Origin of the sequence: Pseudomonas sp. B1(2018) (assembly GCF_003097365.1) — a bacterium.
Lineage (GTDB): Bacteria > Pseudomonadota > Gammaproteobacteria > Pseudomonadales > Pseudomonadaceae > Aquipseudomonas > Aquipseudomonas laurylsulfatiphila.
The window spans coordinates 11,833-32,090 of record NZ_PYUK01000010.1; the positions used below are offsets into that span (position 1 = coordinate 11,833).

The following is a 20,258-nucleotide window of genomic DNA, read 5'->3' on the forward strand; positions in this document are numbered from 1 at the left end:
CGGGCAGGAAGACGATGGACGAGCGCCAGCAAACACTGGCTCGAACCCTGTCCTCCCCGTCATAGCGTGAGGCTGCCGGGATGGCGGCGTCACGGTGGGATGCCATGAATTTCATTCTTTACTCGGACATCAACGACAGCTCCATCAGCCAGAGCCTCGGTCGTCCCGAATACAGTTACTACTTCGTGCTCAAGGCATATCGCCCTGTGCTCGAAAGCCTTGGGCGAGTGCATGTGGTGTCCTCCACCGCCGAGGTCGATCCGCTCTACAAAAAATTATTGGCCGCCGGCGAAGACAGTCTGTTCCTGTCGTTTACGCCACCGCAGAAAACCCCGAACGACCTTGAGTGCCCGACGATCTGCGTGGTGGCCTGGGAGTTTGATTCGATTCCCGATGAGCAATGGGATAACGACCCGCGCCAGGACTGGACACAAATGCTCGCGCGCCAGGGCCGGGTGATCACGCTTTCCAGTCATACCGCCCGGGCGATTCGTCGGGCCATGGGCGAAGATTTCCCGGTGCTGGTGCTGCCGACGCCGTTGTGGGAAAACTTCGCCGACATTCGTAGTCGCCACACCAGCGTCCCGATCAGCGCCGGCTCGACCCTGGACATCAAGGGGTGCATCTTCGATACACGCACACTCGGGCTGAGTGCCGATGCACTGATTCCCGTCGTGCCGACCGCCGAAGAACGGGCGGCGCTCGAGGCTGAGCTTGAGGCATTGAAACCACCGCCGCTGACGCTCAAGCGGCGCTTTGTGATTGCTCGTCATTACCTGCATATGTGGCGCCTGGACAAAGGCAAATCGCTGCCGGTCCCGGTGCATCGCACTCATTTTCTAAGCCAGTGGTATTGGGAAGGGATTCGCGACTTGTTGTCGCAAACCGCCCATGAGCGTCTCGCGGACTGGTTGCCGGCCATCGCCGGCCCGCAGACGATGGCAGTACCCGAGCCAGAACCGCGACAGTGGCCGGACACCACCGCCCAGGTTGAAACACAGGTTGACGGTGTGGTGTACGTCACCGTGTTCAACCCGCGTGACGGGCGCAAGAACTGGCATCAACTGATCACCGCATTCTGCTGGGCGTTCCGCGAAACGTCTGACGCGACGCTGGTGCTGAAGATTACCCAAAGTGATCTGTCGTCCTACCACGACGAACTGATGACGTTGCTCGCCCAGCTTTCGCCGTTCGCCTGTCGGGTGGTGGTCATGCACGGCTACCTGGACGACCCGCAATACGCCCGGCTGTACGAAGCCGCCAGTTACTATGTCAATGCCTCGCGCTGCGAAGGGCTGTGCCTGCCGCTGATGGAGTTCATGGCCAGCGGCAAACCGGTGATTGCCCCGGATCACACGGCCATGGAGGACTACATCGATGAGCGTGTGGCGTTTGTGGTCAGGTCCAGCGAAGAACTGACCATCTGGCCGCAGGACACTCGCATCATCTACCGCACCCTGCGTTACCGGCCGGATTGGGGGTCGCTGAAAAGCGCTTACGAAAACAGTTACCGTCTGGCCAAGGAACAACCGCTGGAGTATCAGCGCATGTCCCTCGCCGCCGTCGAGCGCATGCACGATTACTGCGCTTTCGCCCCGGTGCAGAAACGCATGGCGGATTTCTTCGGGCTGGTACCGCAGGCTTTGCCGACAGCCACCGTGACGGATAACGCCCCATGCTGATCATCATTCATTCGGAAACCAACCAGCACACCATTGCCCGGAACCTTGGCCGTTCGGAGTACAGCTATTACTTCGTGCTCAAGGAGTACCGACCTGTGCTGGAGCGGCTGGGGCGAGTGGTAGAAGTCAGCGACCCGCAGACCGAAGTCGATGCCTTGTATAGGGACGCCTTGTCCCGTGGTGAAGCGTGCGTGTTCCTGTCGTTCTCACCGCCTCATCGTACGCCGGTCAATTTCACCTGCCCGACGCTGCCGGTGTTCGCGTGGGAATTCAGCACCATCCCCAACGAACCCTTTGCCGGTGACCCGCTCAATGACTGGCGCACGGTGTTGCGCGCAGCGGGTGCGGCGATTACACATTCCAGCTACACCGTGAATGCGGTGCGCGAGGCGATGGGCGCCGACTATCCGATCATCGCGGTACCGGCCCCGGTATGGGACCGGTTTTCCGAGCGTGGCGCCCATTTGAAGTGTCAGCCCTTGGCCAGTCAGGTGCGGTTGACGCTCAAGGGGTTGCTCGCAGACAGCCGCGAACTCGACTTGCGAGCCTTCGGCCCCGTGGCCACTCGCGAAGGCGTGGGTATTGATTTCAAGGCCCCGCCGAGTGAACACGAATTGGTCCTCGACGGCGTGATTTACACCTCGGTGTTCAACCCCGGTGACGGGCGCAAGAATTGGGAAGACATGCTCAGTGCCTTTTGCGTGACGTTTCGCGAGGTGGACGATGCAACGCTGGTGCTCAAATTGACGCACCACGATGCCGAAGAAGCACTGACTGACATCCTTCACCACTTGTACAAAAACCAGTCTTACCGCTGCCGGGTCGTGCTGATTTACGGCTATCTGGCTGACGCGGATTATGAGCAGCTGGTGCAAGCCACGAGTTACGTGGTCAACACGTCCTACGGCGAAGGCCAATGTCTTCCGCTGATGGAGTTCATGTCCTGTGGTAAACCGGCGGTGGCACCACGGACCACGGCGATGATCGATTATCTGGATGCCGAAAATGCATTCCTGATTGACTCCACCGATGAACTGACAGCCTGGCCACATGACCCGCGCAGGGCGTTTCGTACCTTGCGCTATGTCACCAATTGGGCGTCGTTGTGCAGGGCTTACCAATCAAGCTATGACGTGGCCAAGGATGATCCCGAGCGTTATGCACAGATGTCCGTGCACGCAGTGGCCAGCCTCAGGAAATTCTGCAGCCAGGCCACTGCCGAACAACGGCTTGAGGCATTTTTCGAGCACCTGTTCGAGAACCGTGCCGTGGAAACCCCTGAGGCATGATTCGCGCATTGGTCAGACGTTTCTTTCCAGAGACGAAACCCGAGCCCCGGCCTGCGCCATTGCCGGTCGAGCAATCCCGCGTGTCGCCAAGAGAGGTGGGCTTGCACGATGCCATGCATGACGGCTGGTTTTCGGGCGACAGCGGCGAACTGCTCAAAGGGTTTGCCATCACCGCCGACGACACCTTGCTGGATGTCGGCTGTGGCGAAGGGGTCGCGACCTTGTTTGCGGTGCGTCAAGGCGCTTCGGTGATCTTTACCGACAGTGAACACGACAAGGTCCGCGACCTGGCGCTGCAAGTGCAAGCGCAGTCGGATAAAGCGAATCTCGGTCTGGTCAGCAACAGCCTGCCGCTGCCATTGGCCGATGGTTGCGCGAGCAAAGTCGTGTGCATGGAAGTGCTCGAGCATATCGACCAGCCGGAACCCTTCATGGCCGAGCTGGTGCGTATGGGCCGCCCCGGCGCGCAGTACCTGCTGAGCGTACCGTCGCCGGTGGGCGAGCATTTGCAGAAAGGCATCGCCCCGGCCAGCTACTTTCAATCGCCCAATCATGTGCAGATATTCACCCCCGAGCGGTTCGCCGCGCTGGTGGAGGACGCAGGCCTGGTCATCGAACATCGCCAGGCCACCGGGTTTTTCTGGGTCATGGGCATGATTTTTTTCTGGGCCAGTGAACGGGCCGCCGGGCGCGACCTGGGGGGTGCGGTTCGCGACCGGATCCAGGCGCCGTACCCGCCGCTGATGGAGAGCTGGGCAAAAACCTGGCAGGACTTGCTGGCACAGCCCGACGGGTTGGCGATCAAGCAGATGCTGGACCGGTTCATGCCCAAGAGCCAGGTGATCATTGCTCGAAAACCTCATGTCCGGGAGGGCGCATGAGCAACGAAAAACGGATCATGGACATCGAGCTGTTGCGCGGCATCGCGGTGCTTGGCGTGCTGTTTCATCATTTGCAGGACAGCCTGTTCGCGGCGGCTGTGCCCTTGCTGCAGGCCATCACGCTGTACTGCCAGCCGTGGTGGGGCGTGGATCTGTTTTTCGCGATCTCGGGCTTTGTCATTGCCCGCAGCCTGATCCCGGCCATGCGCCGCTGCACAACGCGCCGGGAGTATTGGCAACAGACGCGCAATTTCTGGTTGCGCCGGGCCTTTCGATTGCTGCCGTCAGCCTGGTTGTGGCTGGCGCTGATGTTGCTGGCGTGCCTTTTTCTCAACCGCTCCGGCGCCTTCGGCACCCTGCACGCGAACCTTCAGGCGACCCTGGCCGGCGTCGCGCAGTACGCCAATTTCCGCTTTGCCGACAGTTTCTATCGCTACGAGTACGGCACCAGTTTCGTGTACTGGAGCCTGTCGCTGGAAGAACAGTTCTATCTGCTGTTCCCGCTGATGATCGTGCTGTTTCGCAAACACCTAGTGTGGCTTTTGCTGGCGCTGGTTGCGGTGCAGTTGTTCACCTTGCGCACGCCGATCCTGATGGTGGTGCGCACCGACGCGCTGGCCCTTGGCGTGCTGTTGGCGATGTGGAGTACGCAACCGTCGTACCTGCGCTGGGAGCCCACATTCCTGCGTCGTCCATGGGCGGGTGTTGCCGCACTGATCACGGTGTCGCTGCTGCTCAGCTACATGGCCACGGATCGCTTTACCTTTACCCATTACCGGATCGGTGTGATCGCGGTGCTGTGCGCAGTGCTGGTCTGGATCGCTTCCTACAACCGCGATTACCTGTTGCCGCGCGGCGTGTTCAAGCACCTGATGACGTGGGTCGGCAGCCGTTCCTACGGGATCTACCTGATCCATATCCCGGCCTACTTGCTGGTGCGTGAATTCATTTTCCGTTTGCAGGCTGCCGGGCTGCCCAGCCCGGCTGGCCATCCGATACTGATGTTGCTGATGGCAGGCGGCCTGATCGTGCTGCTGAGCGAACTCAACTATCGCTACATCGAAATGCCCATGCGCAACCGCGGCGCCTCGCTGGTCAAACGCCTGGGCACCTCCCGAACAGCCGTCTCATCCTCTGGAGCCACCTCATGCTGAGCCTTTTGAAGAAACTCACGGCGGGCACGCCCGCGCCTGTGCAGCCAGAGATTGCGCCTGCCCCACCCCTGGCGGAGAAGGTCGACCCCTATATGCTCGGCCTGCACGACGCCATGCTCAGCGGCTGGTTCAATCAGCAGACCGGCGAACTGTTCAGGGGCTTCCCCGTGACTCCCGAGGACACACTGCTGGATGTGGGCTGTGGCGACGGCGGCAACGTGCATTTCTGCGGGATGCGCGGAGCGAAGATCATCATCGCCGATATCGACGCGGCCAAGGTCGAAGCGACCCGCCAGCGCTTGGGCGATACATCGGCCCGCGACGTCGAATGCCACGTCACCGATTGCAACCCGCTGCCGATTGCGGATGCGACCGCCACTCGGGTGGTATCGACCGAGGTCATCGAGCATGTGGACGATCCGGCCCAGTTCCTCGCTGAACTGGTGCGAGTGGGTAAACCGGGAGCGTTGTATCTGCTGAGCGTCCCGCACCCCAGCTCCGAAGACCTGCAGAAAGACATCGCGGCGGCCGAGTACTTCCAGAAGCCCAACCACATCCGCATCATCAGCGAAGCGCAGTTCAAGGCCATGGTCAGCGATGCCGGCCTGGAAGTGATCAGCCACAGCCAGTATGGATTCTACTGGTCGATGTGGATGCTGCTGTTCTGGGAAGCCAAGGTCGACTTCAGCAACCCCGACCATCCATTGCTCAACCACTGGGCGGACACCTGGCAGGCGATCCTGGCTTCGCCACGGGGTACACAGATCAAGCAGGCGCTGGATGCGGTGGTAGCCAAGAGCCAGGTGATCATTGCGCGTAAACCCTGATTGGCCAACGGTGGGGGTGACGGTCTGCAACAGGCCGTCAGGTACAGCCATGGATGCCGTCCCGTAGCATCGCATCAAGCCGGATCAGCAAAGTCCGCCAGGCTGCGGGGGCAGGCAGCCCCTGGCAAAAGCGGCCGGTGCAACAGGGCCGCCCCTCTCTCCATAAATGGGGCATTACACCCACCCAACTGGGCGGTTACCACCAAAGTTGAGGAATATTCCCCCCTCACGCTTCCTCTCGCTTGAAACATTCTGAAACAGCCTGTTCATTAATCTGTGCTTTTTCTTCGCCCTGGGTAATGGCTCATTTGTTGCACCACCTCAGGCACCCGAAACAGCCGTCGTCCCGGACATCATGGAGACGCCAGGGCTTGCCGGATTCAGCCGGACGCGAGGGGTGAAAAATGAAATCTACGACATCAACCTTGAGCTCCATCGCCTCTCATGAGGAGCTTCTTATGAGTCCCACGATCAAGATTGGCATTGTTGACGATCACCCACTGTTAAGGGATGGGGTCACAATGGCGCTGAAGAAAATAGCTGACTTTCAGGTGGTCGAGCAGGGCGGGTCTGCCGATGATGCCATGGAAATAGCCGCTCGTTTTGCTCCGGATGTCTTGCTGATGGATGTCAATATGCCGGGCGACAGCTTTGCTGCCGTGCGAGCGATCTCGGCGTCTTCACCGGCCGTTAGAGTATTGATGCTGACGGTATCCGAGTCCATCGAGGACGCCTATTCCGCTCTCGAAGCGGGCGCGCAGGGATATGCGTTGAAAGGCATCAGCGGTCTTGAGCTTGTGCAAGCCATCAGAAATGTTGCCGGAGGTGAAACCTTCATTACCCCTAAACTTGCCGGCAGGCTGTTGAGCAATATCAGAAAGAATGCGGGTGACAAGCCAAAGGTCGAGCTGACCCATCGCGAAGAACAGGTTATCCGAGAGGTATCGAAGGGCCTGACCAACCGCGAGGTGGCTATCAAGCTTGAGCTCTGCGAGAAGACCATCAAACACTACATGACGAATGTCATGTACAAGCTGCGCGTTCGTAACCGGACGCAGGCGGTGGCTGCAGTGATACGGCATTGGGAGAGTGACCATATATCCAGCCTGTGTGGTGCTCTTCAACGGCGCGACTGGAATGACAACAGGAAGTCGAATAACGAGCCATAAGCGCTTGCGGTGACTTGGGCGCAATGATCAATCTGGTACGGGTTATCAGATTTTGAACTGCGCCCTGGCTTTGGTTCCGGCATTGGGAGCCGATTCAATGCTGAATACGCCGCCGAGGGATTCGACGCGATAGCGCATGCCGACAAGACCCAGACGAGTTCTACCTCGACCTGGCACACTCGGTTTCTCGGTTGAAATACCCATCCCCGCATCCTCGACTTGCACTTCCAGCAATCCTTCAGAGTGCGAGGCGCTGAGTTTTTGGCCTTTTCCCCCGGCGTGAACATAGGCATTGTTCAACGCTTCCTGGGCGAAGCGGTAAATACCAATTTTAAGCGCTATCGGTACATCCTCCGCGAGCGTACCAAGGTGCAGCTCGACTCGCGTCTCGGTTCGCTCTTCGTGCCGCTCGGCCAGCAATACCAGGGCATCGTGCAGGGTCAGGTCATTGACTTCCGGAAGTGCCAGGCCAAGTGATATTTCCCGCACTTCGTTTAAAGCATCCTCGCCGGCACGCCTGATCATTTCCAGGGCTTCTACATCCGAGGCGCCTTCCGAAGATTCGAGCTCTTCAAGGCGAAGGAGAATAAGTGCCAACAGTTGGGCAGGACCATCATGCAGATCTGCTCCGATCCGCCGCAGAGTAAGTTCATTGATTCTGGAGAACTCGCGATTGGCTTTAGTGACTTTGCGCTGAAGGGCGGCATTGTTTGAGTGCAATCTGGTTTGCTCATCCATTCGCCATTTAAGTGCTGTTTCATGCAGTTTTATTATCTTGTCACCACGCCGAACGATAAAAAACAACAGTAAAATCATGGCTGTCGTTGCTGCCCCGACAATCGCCCACACTTTCTTGCGAACGTTATTGATTTCGCGCTGTAACGCCTCCGCGGTTTCGTAGAACTCACCCACCGCAATAATCTTTCCAGTACCCGCTTCGCGCAGTGGAGCAAATATTTCATAGAACGGAATATTCAGGCTTCGCTCAAAGGCATCTTCAATATCGTCCACCGCATAACTTCCAGGATCATTGTCGAACTCTGTATAGATCTTGCCGGTCAGCGCCTGTGAGATCTCCTCTGTCGGAAAGGTTTTCTGCACCGTGGATTTGTCGGTGCTGTAGACAATCGTGCCGTCCGGCAACCAGATCTTCACCGAGACAACATGCGTACTGAGTGAGGTGCTGGACAGCAGGTGGTCAATGGTCTGAATGGTTTCATCGGGGAGTTCCTTTGCCGTGGTCAATTCCTGGACGAAAGGTTCGAGAAAGTTCTGCATGTAACGCGCGCCCGTCTCTGCCGCCGTTTGAACCGCTGCATCTTCGATGCTCTGGCTTACGAGATTGCCAACGAACGTCATGGTCAAGCCCAGAATGATTGTGGCGCAGATCACGAACTGGGTTGAGCGGCTCAAATGGCGCAGTTTCGCACCGGTGCCCGGTCTCCCGGGCCCTGTTCCATGGGACTTTAGGCCAGGGTCCGATTCGACCAAGGTCTGATCCGATTCGTTGACCAAGGTCTCGGAATTTGGCTGGGCTTTCGTCTCTGTACACATCCGGGTAGCCCTTCAATACTCATTTTCAATGGAGTGTAAAACTGGTGTTTGAGGTTGAGGGCGGGAGGCGCGATGAGTATTTTAAAAAGATTCTCAAACAGACTGGGTAATCGTTACTTCCGGCCAAAACAGCCTGGGGTTATGACCCATAGTGCTCAGCTCAATCAAAACCAAACCAATGGTTTGAATGATTTCCTGACGCCTCCAGCAGGCGTGAGCAACCACTCTCCCATACATACTAGTCAATTCGTAGTCGATGCCAGTTTTCTCATGGATAAAAGGCTTGTTGACGAAGCCGCATGGACGCAGAACCGTGCCATCACCCCTCAGGAAGTCCCGGACTCTGATCGCTGGATGTGTGGCATCTGTGACAAGCCCCCCATGCCTGAGAGTGCTCCATGGACAGATGCATAAAGCCCCGATACGTGACGGGGCCATTAGCAAGTCACACCTTCTATTCGACCTGCGTTCATGGGCCGTCGCCTCCTTGAGACGCAATACCCGCCTGTAGATACGGTTGTCACGGGGAATCAATCCTCGGTCGAGCACTGCTGATTGCACGCAATCGGGCAAGGGTTCGGTGCGGCCGTGGTACCAGGTCCCGTCGTGCAATTTTCGATTTTCTGTTTATGGGGTTCAGCACTAAACCACGCGTTTGCAGCGGTGTTTTATGCGTGTGGTTTCCTGATTGCCAAGCATCGAGGAAACAGCCATGGCCAGCTTCATCAAGTCCGATCTAGAGTTCATTCTCGAACAAATCTTCATCTCCGAACGGCATGCGGCAGGCGAGAGTCTGATAGACATGCTGCCGAACGTAGAAGTCCCCTTCGGCCTGCGCACCGTAACCGGCATCTACAACAACCTGGCCAATCCACAGTTCGGTGCCGCCGACAATTTCTTCCCGCGCATGACGACGCCAGTGTTCAATACCGCGCAGGTCCAGCCGGTCGGCTTCTTCGGGCCCGCCGACCCTGGCGGAACCACGCCGACCTCCTACCTGCAGACCAGCGGTGCCGTCTTCGACTCGCAGCCGCGCACCATCAGCAACCTGATCGTGGACCAGACCGCCAACAACCCGGCGGCGGTCGCGGCCGCAGCGGCTAATCCGGATTCGCAGGTCGTCACCAGCCCAGGCCTGGATGGTCTGTTCGGCACCGCCGACGACGTTTCCGTCTTCCAGATCCCCAACATTACGCCGGACGCGGGCCTGACCGCGCCGTTCAACCAGTGGATGACGTTCTTTGGCCAGTTCTTCGACCATGGCCTTGACCTCGTGACCAAGGGCGGCAGCGGCACCGTGTTCATTCCGTTGCAGCCGGATGACCCGCTTTTCGTGCCGGGCAGCCCGACCAACTTCATGGTGCTGACGCGCGCCACCAATCTGCCTGGCCCCGACGGCATCCTGGGCACCGCCGATGACATCCACGAGCAGAGCAACACCACCTCGCCATTTGTCGACCAGAACCAGACCTACAGCTCGCATCCGTCGCACCAGGTGTTCCTGCGCGCCTATGAGCTCAACGCCGCCGGCGATCCGGTGGCCACCGGCAAGCTGATCACCAATCGTGACCTGGGCGTCGATGGGCATTTCGGCACTGCCGATGACGTCGAAATCGGCGGCATGGCCACCTGGGCGGTCGTCAAGGCCCAGGCCCGTGATCTGCTCGGCATCAACTTGACCGATGCAGACGTGTTCGACGTACCGTTGCTGGCGACCGATGCCTACGGCAACTTCATCAAGGGGCCCAACGGTCTCCCCCAAGTCGTGATGAAGGGCGTGGACGGCATCGCCGGCACCGCCGATGACGTGCTGGTCGAGGGTAACCGGGCCGCGCCGATCAGCCTGACGAACGCTGTTCGCACCGGCCACCAGTTCCTCATCGACATTGCCCACAGCGCCGACCCCACCGGCGGCCTGACGGCTGACGCGGACACCGTCATTGGCGGTCCGCAAGCCCCCGGCACCTACGACAACGAACTGCTCGACAAGCACTACATCGCCGGTGATGGCCGCGTTAACGAGAACATCGGCCTGACCACGGTGCATGAGATCTTCCACAGTGAGCACAACCGGCTGATTGACCAGACCAAGGAGACAGTGCTGGCCTCCGCCGACCTCGACTTCCTGAACAAGTGGCTGATGCCCGACGCCCAAGTGACCGCGCTGCCCGTGACGCCGGCCGACATCGCAGGCCTGCACTGGAACGGCGAGCGGTTGTTCCAGGCCGCCAAGTTCGGCACCGAGATGCAGTACCAGCACCTGGTGTTCGAGGAGTTCGCGCGCACCATCCAGCCGCAAGTGGACGTGTTCCTGGCGCCTATGGGCAACGACACCACCGTCAATCCGGCGATCGTCGCCGAGTTCGCGCACACGGTCTTTCGCTTCGGCCATTCGATGCTGCTGGAGACGGTCGATCGTTTCGACCCCAACTTCAATGTCGTCGGTGACGGCAATCCGGTTGACCCGGGCAATCAACAGACCGGCCTGATCGCGGCCTTCCTCAACCCTCTTGCGTTTGCTGCAAGCGGCCCCACGCCGGAGGAGGCGGCTGGCGCCATCGTGCGCGGTGTCACACGGCAGGTCGGCAACGAGATCGACGAGTTTGTCACTGACGCTCTGCGCAACAACCTGGTCGGCCTGCCGCTCGACCTTGCCGCGCTCAACCTGGCACGCGGCCGCGAAACCGGCATCCCGTCGCTGAACGCGGCGCGGCGTGAGTTCTACCACATGACCGGCGACAGCCAGTTGACCCCCTACACGAGCTGGGCCGATTTCGTGCAGCACATGAAACACCCGGAATCGCTGATCAACTTCATCGCCGCCTACGGTACGCATTCAACCATCACTGGCGCTACGACGCTGGCGGACAAGCGCGCCGCGGCGGCGGATCTGGTGCTCGGCAGCGCCACGGCCCCGGCCGATCGCCTGGACTTCCTGAACAGTACCGGTGTCTGGGCCAGCAACGCCGGTGCGGACGGCATTCTGCACACCGCAGACGACGTGACCACCACCGGCCTGGACTCCATCGACTTCTGGATCGGTGGCCTGGCCGAAGAGAAAATGCCCTTTGGCGGCCTGCTGGGTTCGAGCTTCAACTTCGTCTTCGAAACCCAGTTGGAAAACCTGCAGAACGGCGACCGCCTGTACTATCTGGCCCGCACCGCAGGCCTCAACTTCGGCACTGAGCTGGAGAACAATTCGTTCTCCAATCTGGTGATGCTCAACAGCAACGCCACACACCTGGCGGCCAACATATTCCAGACACCGGCCTTCACCCTGGAGGTCGACCAGACGCAGCAGTTCAACCCGAGTGTGGTGGCCGGTCCGGACGGCATCGTCGGCACGGCCGACGATCTGCCCGCCAACGCCGACCCGTTTGGCCCGTCGGACCACCCGATCGGCTCACCAAGGATTGACCATATCACGCCGCTGGTGATCCGCGACAACCCCGACACAGTGGGCCCGGACACCAACTACCTGCACTACACCGGCGGCGACACGGTCGTGTTGGGCGGTACGGCCGGCAACGATATCCTCATTGCCGGTGACTCGGACGACGACACCGTCTATGGCGATGCCGGCAACGATCGGCTCGACGGTGGCTACGGCAACGACAACGTCTTTGGCGGTGCCGGCGACGACATCATCACCGACATCGGCGGCAGCGACACCCTGCGCGGCGAAGACGGCAACGACGTCATCCAGGCCGGCAACTCGACCCTCGGTCTCAACAACCTGGTGTTCGGCGGCGCGGGCAAAGACTTCATCATCACCACCGAAGACATCACGATGACCTTCGCCGGCGCGGGCGACGACTTCATTCTCGGCGCCAAGGTCAACCTCGCGCCGACCGGCAACGAAGGTGACGACTGGATCGAAGGCGGCACCCAGGACGGTGCGCCCGGCGATAACATGAGCCCGACTCTGACCGACGATGTGCCCGGCAACGACATCTTCATCGGCACCGGCGGATTCGATGAAATGATCGGTGAAGGTGGCGACGATGTCTTCGTCGCCAGCGATGCCCAGGACAAGATGGACGGCATGTCCGGGTTCGACTGGACCACCTACAAGAATGACAAGTACGGCGTGACCGTCGACATGGTCGTTCCCTTCTTCAGCCCCTATCACGCGGTGCCCAATGCGGCGGGCGATATCGTGGGTGCAGTGGGGCAATCGCCCGATGCGGTCTATGACCGGTTCGCGGAAGTGGAGGGCCTGTCGGGGTCGGCCTTCTCCGACTTCCTGCGCGGCGATGAACAAAACGCGGCCATCATCGCCAACATCACGGCCAGGGGCAGCATCCTCACCAACTTCGATCTCGTCAGCGGCCTGCGGGACTTTGTCGGCAGCGCCGGTTTCGGAGCCGACGGTATCGGGGGCACGGCCGACGATCAGTTCGGCGCGGGCAACATCATCCTCGGCGGCGATGGCAGCGACATCATCGAAGGCCGTGGCGGCAGCGACCTCATCGACGGCGACAAGTGGCTCAACGTGCGCATCAGCGTGCATCAGAATCTGGATGGCACCGGGCCGGAGATCGCCAGCTTCGACAGCATGACGCAGATGATCCCGCTGATGTTGAACGGCACCTACAATCCGGGCCAGCTCGTCGCCGTGCGGGAGATCCTGCCGGGCGTGGGTGGCTTCGACACCGTCAACTTCCTGGGCCCACTGGCGAACTACACCGTCTCCGTCAACGATAACGGCACGGCGCTCGACTTTAGCGACGACATCGTCAGCGTGACCGACAATGTCGGCAAGGAAGAAACCGACCGTCTCACCCACATCGAACGGCTGCAGTTCTCCGATCAGTCGATGGTCCTAGTGCCCGGGCTCAACGCTGAGCCGGTGGGTGCGCTGACGGTGGATAACACCGCGCCGACCGTTGGCCAGACGCTGACCGTGTCGGCGGCAGGCCTCAGCGATGCCGACAACGCGGGCGGGGCGATCCACAACTCGATCAGTTACATATGGCAGTTTGAAGCGACACCGGGTTCGGGCGTGTTCGAGGACATCATCCTCGGGCCAGGCCGCATCGGTATCGGATTTACCCGAGCTGACGCGCCCACGCTCACGGTGACCCCGGATCTTGCCGGCCTGGCCGTGCGCGTCAAAGGCATTTATGCGGACGATCATGGCGTGACCGAGCAGGTATTCTCGGCACCGACCACGGCAATAGTGGCCGCGGCGCCAGCCCCCGCACCAGCGCCTTCGCTGATCGATCCGCAGACCAGTGCCCCGAGCAACGGTGTGCGTTACACGCAATCGGACCTGGCGTTCATCCTTGACCAGATCAAGATAGCCGAACACCACGCGGCCGGTGAGAACCTGGTTTCTCTGCTGCCGAACATACGCGTGCCCTACGGTTTGCGCACGGTCGAAGGGACGGAAAACAACCTGCTTCATCCCGAGTTCGGTGCCGCCGATAATGTATTCCCGCGCCTGACCACGCCGGACTTCCGCCCGGCCGACGCCGGCACGAGTTACACCCAGACCAGCGGCCTGGTGATCGACTCGCAACCGCGCACCATCAGCAACCTGATCGTCGACCAGACCGCCAACAACCCGGCAGCGGTCGCGGCCACCTTCGACCCCGGCCTGGATGGCATCCTCGGCACGGTTGACGATGTCCTCAAGGCCGGCGCGCAGGTGGTGACCGGAACCCGCACCGACGGCAGCACGTTCCAGACCTTCTTCGACCCGAACGTGAGTCCCGACGCGGCCCTGACCGCGCCCTTCAACCAATGGATGACCTTCTTCGGCCAGTTCTTCGACCATGGCCTGGATCTCGTCACCAAGGGCGGTTCGGGCACCGTGTTCATTCCGCTGCAGCCGGATGACCCACTGTTCGTGCCCGGCAGCCCGACCAACTTCATGGTGCTGACGCGCGCCACCAATCAGCCCGGCCCCGATGGCATCCTGGGCACGGCCGACGACATCCACGAGAACACCAACACCACCTCGCCGTTTGTCGACCAGAACCAGACCTACAGCTCGCATCCTTCGCACCAGGTGTTCCTGCGTGCCTATGAGCTCAACGCAGCGGGCGATCCGGTGGCCACCGGCAAATTGATCGAAAATCGTGATCTGGGCGCCGATGGCGTGTTCGGCTCTGCCGACGACGTCCAGATCGGCGGCATGGCCACCTGGAAGGTGGTCAAGGCGCAAGCCCATGATCTGCTCGGGATCAATCTCACCGATGCCGATTTCGATAACGTGCCGCTGCTGGCGACCGACGCCTACGGCAATTTCATCAAGGGGCCGAACGGCTTCCCTCAGGTGGTGATGTTGGGCCCGGACGGCATTGCCGGCACGGCCGACGATGTGCTCGTTGAAGGCAATCCTGCGGCGCCCATCAGCCTGGCCAACGCCGCGCGCACTGGCCATGCCTTCCTCAACGACATTGCGCACACCGCCGTTCCGGTGGACGACCAGACCGGCGCGGCACTCCTGCCCGATGCCGACAATGTCGTTGGCGGTACGCCTGCGCCGGGCTTCTACGACAACGAACTGCTGGACGCGCACTACATCGCCGGCGACGGCCGGGTCAACGAGAACATCGGCCTGACCACCGTCCACTCGATCTTCCACCATGAGCACAACCGCCTGGTCGATCACACCAAGGAGGTGGTCCTGGCGACAGCGGCAAGCGGCGATGTGTCGTTCCTCAACGAGTGGCTGCTGACGCCCGTCACTGCCGTTCCCGCCGACACCTCGACCCTGGACTGGAACGGCGAGCGCCTGTTCCAGACGGCGAAGTTCGGTACCGAGATGCAGTACCAGCACCTGGTGTTCGAGGAGTTCGCGCGGACCATCCAGCCGATGGTCGATCCCTTCTTCGCCCCGGGCCAGGTGTACGACACCGCGATCGATCCGAGCATCGTTGCCGAGTTCGCACACACCGTCTATCGCTTCGGGCACTCGATGCTGCTGGAGCAGGTCGACCGGCTCGATCCGAACTTTGCCTCGAGCGATATCGGGCTGATCCAGGCCTTCCTCAACCCGCTCGAGTTCGCGGGCAGCGGCCCCACTCCGGAAGAGGCGGCCGGTGCCATCGTGCGTGGCGTGACCCGCCAGGTCGGCAACGAGATCGATGAGTTCGTCACCGAAGCCCTGCGCAACAACCTGCTGGGCCTGCCGCTCGATCTGCCCGCCATCAACCTGGCGCGTGGCCGCGATACCGGCGTTCCGTCCCTGAACGCGGCGCGGCGGGAGTTCTATGGGCCCACCGGCGACGCAGAGCTCAAGCCCTACACGAGCTGGGCTGATTTCGTGCAGCACATAAAACACCCGGAATCGCTGATCAACTTCATCGCCGCCTACGGCACGCATTCGAGCATCACTGATGCCATCACGTTGGCGGACAAGCGCGCAGCGGCTTCGCTGCTGGTGCTCGGCGGTGCGGGGGCGCCGGCCGATCGCATCGACTTCCTCAACAGCACTGGCGCCTGGACCAGCACCGCGGGTACGGACGGCGTTTTGCACACGGCAGACGATGTGACCATCACCGGCCTGGATGCGGTCGACTTCTGGGTTGGCGGGCTGGCCGAGGAGAAGATGCCCTTTGGCGGCATGCTCGGCTCGACCTTCAACTTCGTCTTCGAGAACCAGATGGAGAAACTCCAGGACGGTGACCGCTTCTACTATCTGGAGCGCACCGCCTCGATGGACTTTGGCGCCGAACTGGAGAACAACACGTTCGCCTCGCTGGTAATGGCCAATACCGATGCCACACACCTTTCGGCCAGAGTCTTCCTGACGCCGGCCTACACGTTGGAGGTCAACCAGGCGAACCAGTACAACCCCAGTGTGATTGCCGGACCCGACGGCATTGTCGGCACCGCCGACGATCTGCCGGCCAATGCCGATCCGTTTGGTCCGTCGGACCACCCGATTGGCTCACCGCGCACTGACTTCCTCACGCCACTGGTGATCCGCGACAACCCCAACACAACGGGCCCGGATACCAACTACCTGCACTACACCGGTGCCGATACGGTCGTGTTGGGCGGTACGGCCGGCAACGACATCCTCATAGCCGGTGACTCGGACGACGACACGGTCTACGGCGATGGCGGTAACGACCGGATCGATGGCGGATACGGCAACGACCAACTCCTTGGCGGTACCGGTGACGACATCATCACCGACATGGGGGGCGACGATGTCATCCACGGTGAGGACGGCAACGACGTCATCCAGGGCGGCAACGGCCTCAACCTGATCCTCGGCCAGGCCGGCCAGGACTTCATCATCACCGGTGAAGACGCGGCTGACTCCAGCGGTGGCCTGGGTAACGACTTCATCCTCGGCAGCAAGGCGAACGAATTCGCGCGCGGTGGCGAAGGCGATGACTGGATCCAGGGCGGATCCGCCGATGGCGTTGCCGGTGACAACTTCGACCCCTTCGGCAACGATCCGATCAATGGCAACGACGTCTTCATGGGCGATGGCGGACCGGACAACTTCGACGGGGAGGGCGGCGATGACATCATGGTCGGCAGTCCCAGCGAGGCGGACCGTTTCATCGGGTTCTCCGGGTACGACTGGGCGACCTACAAGGATGATCCGAGCGGCGTGACCATGGACCTCAACTCCAGGCTGCGCTTCTTCGATCAACCGGCGGTGCCTGGTTCCAACGCGTCGATCCTTGCCCGGCTGGACCTGGTGGAAGGGCTGTCGGGATCGGCCCATGCCGACTTCCTCAGCGGCGATGACTCCACTGCCGACTTGCTCGCCGTCGCTGGCGCCAAGGGCAGCGTGCTCACCAACTTCGACCTGATCAGCGGTCTGCGGGACCTGGTCGGTAGCGCCGGTAACGGCGCGGATGGCATCGCCGGCACGGCCGACGACAAGTTCGACGGGGGCAACATCCTCCTGGGTGGCGCCGGCAGCGACATCATCCAGGGCCGCGGCGGCGACGACCTGATTGACGGCGACAAGTGGCTCAACGTGCGCATCAGCGTGCGGCAGAACATCGATGGCACCGGTCCGGAAATCGCTACCTTCGACAGCATGACGCCCCTGGTCCCGCTCATGTTGAACGGCACCTATAACCCCGGCCAACTCCAGATCGTGCGCGAAATCCTGACGGCGACCGGTCCTGACTTCGACACGGCGTTGTTCTCCGGCAATCTGGCGGATTACACCGTGGTGGAGAACGTCAACGGCACCTTTACGGTTACCGACAGTGTCGCCGGCAGGGACGGGACCGACACCCTCAGCCATATCGAGCGGTTGCAGTTCTCCGATCAGGCGCTCGTGCTCGGCGGTTTGAACGCGGAGCCAGTCGGTTCGCTGAGGATCGACGATCCAACGCCCTCCGTCGGCCAGCGGCTGACGGTATCGGCGGCTGACATTACCGATGCCAACAATACCGCTACCGGTGGCGCGATCACCGGGCCGATCAGTTACTTCTGGCAGTTCGAAGCGCGCCCGGGCTCGGGTGTCTTCGAAGACATTACCTTCTTTGCCGCCGGCGAGGTCGCGCGCGCAGAGGGCACGACTGTCACGGTGGGCTCGGAACTCAGGGTCCCACCACCGGCGACCCTCATCGGCGCCGTACCGGCTATCCCGGAACTCGTCGTGGCAGCGGGTCTGGCCCTGCGCGTCAGGGCAGTCTACAGGGACGCCAATGGCGTGCTGGAAGAGGTGTTCTCGGCGCCGACCGCACCGATCGCGGCGGCCGGTACCGGCACCGTCAATGTCCTGCCGGTCGGAACGGTGCTGATCAGCGATACGACCCCGGCGAAAGGCTCGGTACTCACCGCTACGGATGCGTTCACCGACGCCAACGGGACCACGACCTCGGTGATTGCCCATCAGTGGCAGGTGGGGAGCGGCGCGATCTTTACCGACATCGCCGGCGCGACGGGCGCAACCTTCACGCCCGACCAGGCACAGGTCGGCCAGCAACTGCGTGTCGTCGCCAGCTACACCGATGACCTCGGCACACTGGAGCGAGTCACCTCGGCTGCAACGACAGTGGTCAGTGATGTGTTTGTCGGTACCGCCGGTGTCGACGTATGGACCGGCACGGCGGGCGACGACGTGGCCAGCGGAGGTGCTGGCAACGACATCCTGAACGCCTTGGGCGGCAACGACATCCTCAATGGCGACGCGGGCAACGACTTCCTCAATGGCGGTACGGGCAATGACCAGATGGCGGGTGGAACCGGCAACGACACCTACCGCGTCGATTCAGTCGGGGACGTAGTGACCGAGTTGACGGGCGAGGGTCAGGATTCGGTACAGACCACGCTGGGCAGTTACACACTGGGTGCCAATGTCGAGCACCTGCTCTACCTCGGAGCCGGCAACTTCACCGGCAACGGCAACGCGCTGAACAATGTCATCACCGGTGGGGTGGGTAATGACATTCTCAACGGCGGTGACGGCAACGACACATTGGTCGGTGGTGCCGGTAACGACGTCATCACTGGCGGTGCGGGTAATGACGCAATGGTCGGCGGAGCCGGCAACGATACCTTCCGCGTCGACTCGGCCGGGGACCTGGTGACCGAGGCGGCGGGTGGGGGAGCGGACTCCGTACAGACGACCCTGACCAGTTACACACTGGGCGCCAATGTCGAGCACCTGCTCTACCTCGGAGCCGGCAACTTCACCGGTACCGGCAACGCGTTGAATAACGTCATGACCGGTGGGGTGGGCAATGACACCCTCAACGGCGGTGACGGCAACGACACATTGATGGGTGGTGCCGGCAACGACGTTCTCACGGGCGGTGCGGGTAATGATGCGATGGTCGGCGCAGCCGGCAACGATACCTTCCGCGTCGATTCAGCCGGGGACCTGGTGGTCGAGGTGACGGGCGAGGGGGCCGATTCCGTACAGACGACGCTGACCAGCTACACGCTGGGCGCCAATGTCGAGCACATGCTCTACCTCGGAGCCGGCAACTTCGTCGGCACCGGCAACGCGTTGAACAACATCATCACCGGTGGGCTGGGTAATGACAGCCTCAACGGCGGTGACGGCAACGACACATTGCTGGGTGGCCTCGGCAACGACGTCATCGATGGCGGTGCGGGGGCCGACCGCTTGGAAGGCGGACTCGGCAATGACACCTACCGCGTCGACTCAGCCGCGGACGGGGTGATCGAAGTGGCGGGTAGCGGTGAGGACTCCATACAGACCTCGCTGTCCAGTTACACGCTGGGCGCCAACACCGAGCACCTGCTGTACACCGGCGTCGGCAACTTTGTCGGCACCGGCAACGCGTCGAACAACGTCATCACCGGTGGGGTGGGTAATGACATTTTCAACGGCGCCGACGGCAACGACACATTGCTCGGTGGCGCCGGCAACGACGTCATCGATGGCGGTGCCGGCAACGACAGTATTGTGGGTGGTGCCGGTAACGACACGATGTTTGCCAGCACTGGCAACGATGTCTTCGTGTTCGCAGCGGCCTTCGGCAATGACCGGATCATCGGCTTCGATACCGACGCGGCGGGCGGCCAGGATCTGCTCAATATCGCCTCGTTGAACATCACGGCAGCGACCTTTGGCAGTAGCGTCAACGTCGTCGATCTCGGTGCGGATACGTTGGTCAACTTCGGCGCTGACTCCATCACCCTGGTAGGTGTGGCCGACGCAACAACCGTTACTGCCTCGGACTTCATCCTGGCTTCTTGAGGTCCTGACAAGTCCTGTCGCAGGGAGTGTGGAAGACGGA

At 61.2% G+C, this 20,258-nt stretch carries 9 protein-coding genes; 8 read left to right on the forward strand and 1 reads right to left on the reverse strand.

The features are described from left to right. Positions 1–104 precede the first annotated feature (104 nt). The 6 genes from C9422_RS17030 (at position 105) to C9422_RS17055 (ending at position 7,002) form a co-directional block, all read left to right on the forward strand. Complete coding sequence (locus tag C9422_RS17030) at positions 105–1,682, forward strand: glycosyltransferase (RefSeq protein WP_256589977.1); 1,578 nt, start codon at positions 105–107, stop codon at positions 1,680–1,682. Beyond that, complete coding sequence (locus C9422_RS17035) at positions 1,676–2,971, forward strand: glycosyltransferase (protein WP_116581453.1); 1,296 nt, start codon at positions 1,676–1,678, stop codon at positions 2,969–2,971. The genes C9422_RS17030 and C9422_RS17035 overlap by 7 nt, the downstream gene beginning before the upstream one ends. After that, on the forward strand, positions 2,968–3,852 hold the full coding sequence (locus C9422_RS17040; RefSeq protein ID WP_116581454.1) for a bifunctional 2-polyprenyl-6-hydroxyphenol methylase/3-demethylubiquinol 3-O-methyltransferase UbiG: 885 nt from the start codon (positions 2,968–2,970) through the stop codon (positions 3,850–3,852). The genes C9422_RS17035 and C9422_RS17040 overlap by 4 nt, the downstream gene beginning before the upstream one ends. After that, positions 3,849–5,006, forward strand: coding sequence for an acyltransferase (locus C9422_RS17045; RefSeq protein WP_116581455.1), 1,158 nt, complete (start codon positions 3,849–3,851; stop codon positions 5,004–5,006). Before C9422_RS17040 ends, C9422_RS17045 begins: the two co-directional genes overlap by 4 nt. Continuing rightward, positions 5,000–5,833, forward strand: a complete 834-nt coding sequence (locus C9422_RS17050; protein WP_116581456.1) for a class I SAM-dependent methyltransferase — start codon at positions 5,000–5,002, stop codon at positions 5,831–5,833. Before C9422_RS17045 ends, C9422_RS17050 begins: the two co-directional genes overlap by 7 nt. A 458-nt stretch (positions 5,834–6,291) precedes the next feature. Continuing rightward, on the forward strand, positions 6,292–7,002 hold the full coding sequence (locus C9422_RS17055) for a response regulator transcription factor (protein WP_116581457.1): 711 nt from the start codon (positions 6,292–6,294) through the stop codon (positions 7,000–7,002). Between the two features lie 45 nt (positions 7,003–7,047). Here the strand turns inward: C9422_RS17055 and C9422_RS17060 are convergent, their stop codons facing one another. Continuing rightward, positions 7,048–8,556 (reverse strand): sensor histidine kinase, encoded by a 1,509-nt coding sequence (locus tag C9422_RS17060; protein ID WP_116581458.1) that lies wholly within the window; start codon positions 8,554–8,556, stop codon positions 7,048–7,050. 72 nt (positions 8,557–8,628) lie between these two features. On the opposite strand from C9422_RS17060, the gene C9422_RS17065 reads away from it, so the two are divergent. Then, a complete protein-coding gene (locus C9422_RS17065; protein WP_116581459.1) occupies positions 8,629–8,970 on the forward strand; it encodes a hypothetical protein in 342 nt (113 codons plus the stop codon). 298 nt (positions 8,971–9,268) lie between these two features. Further along, entirely contained in the window at positions 9,269–20,218 is a 10,950-nt protein-coding gene (locus C9422_RS17070) for a peroxidase family protein (RefSeq protein ID WP_116581460.1), read from the forward strand. Positions 20,219–20,258: the final 40 nt, after the last annotated feature.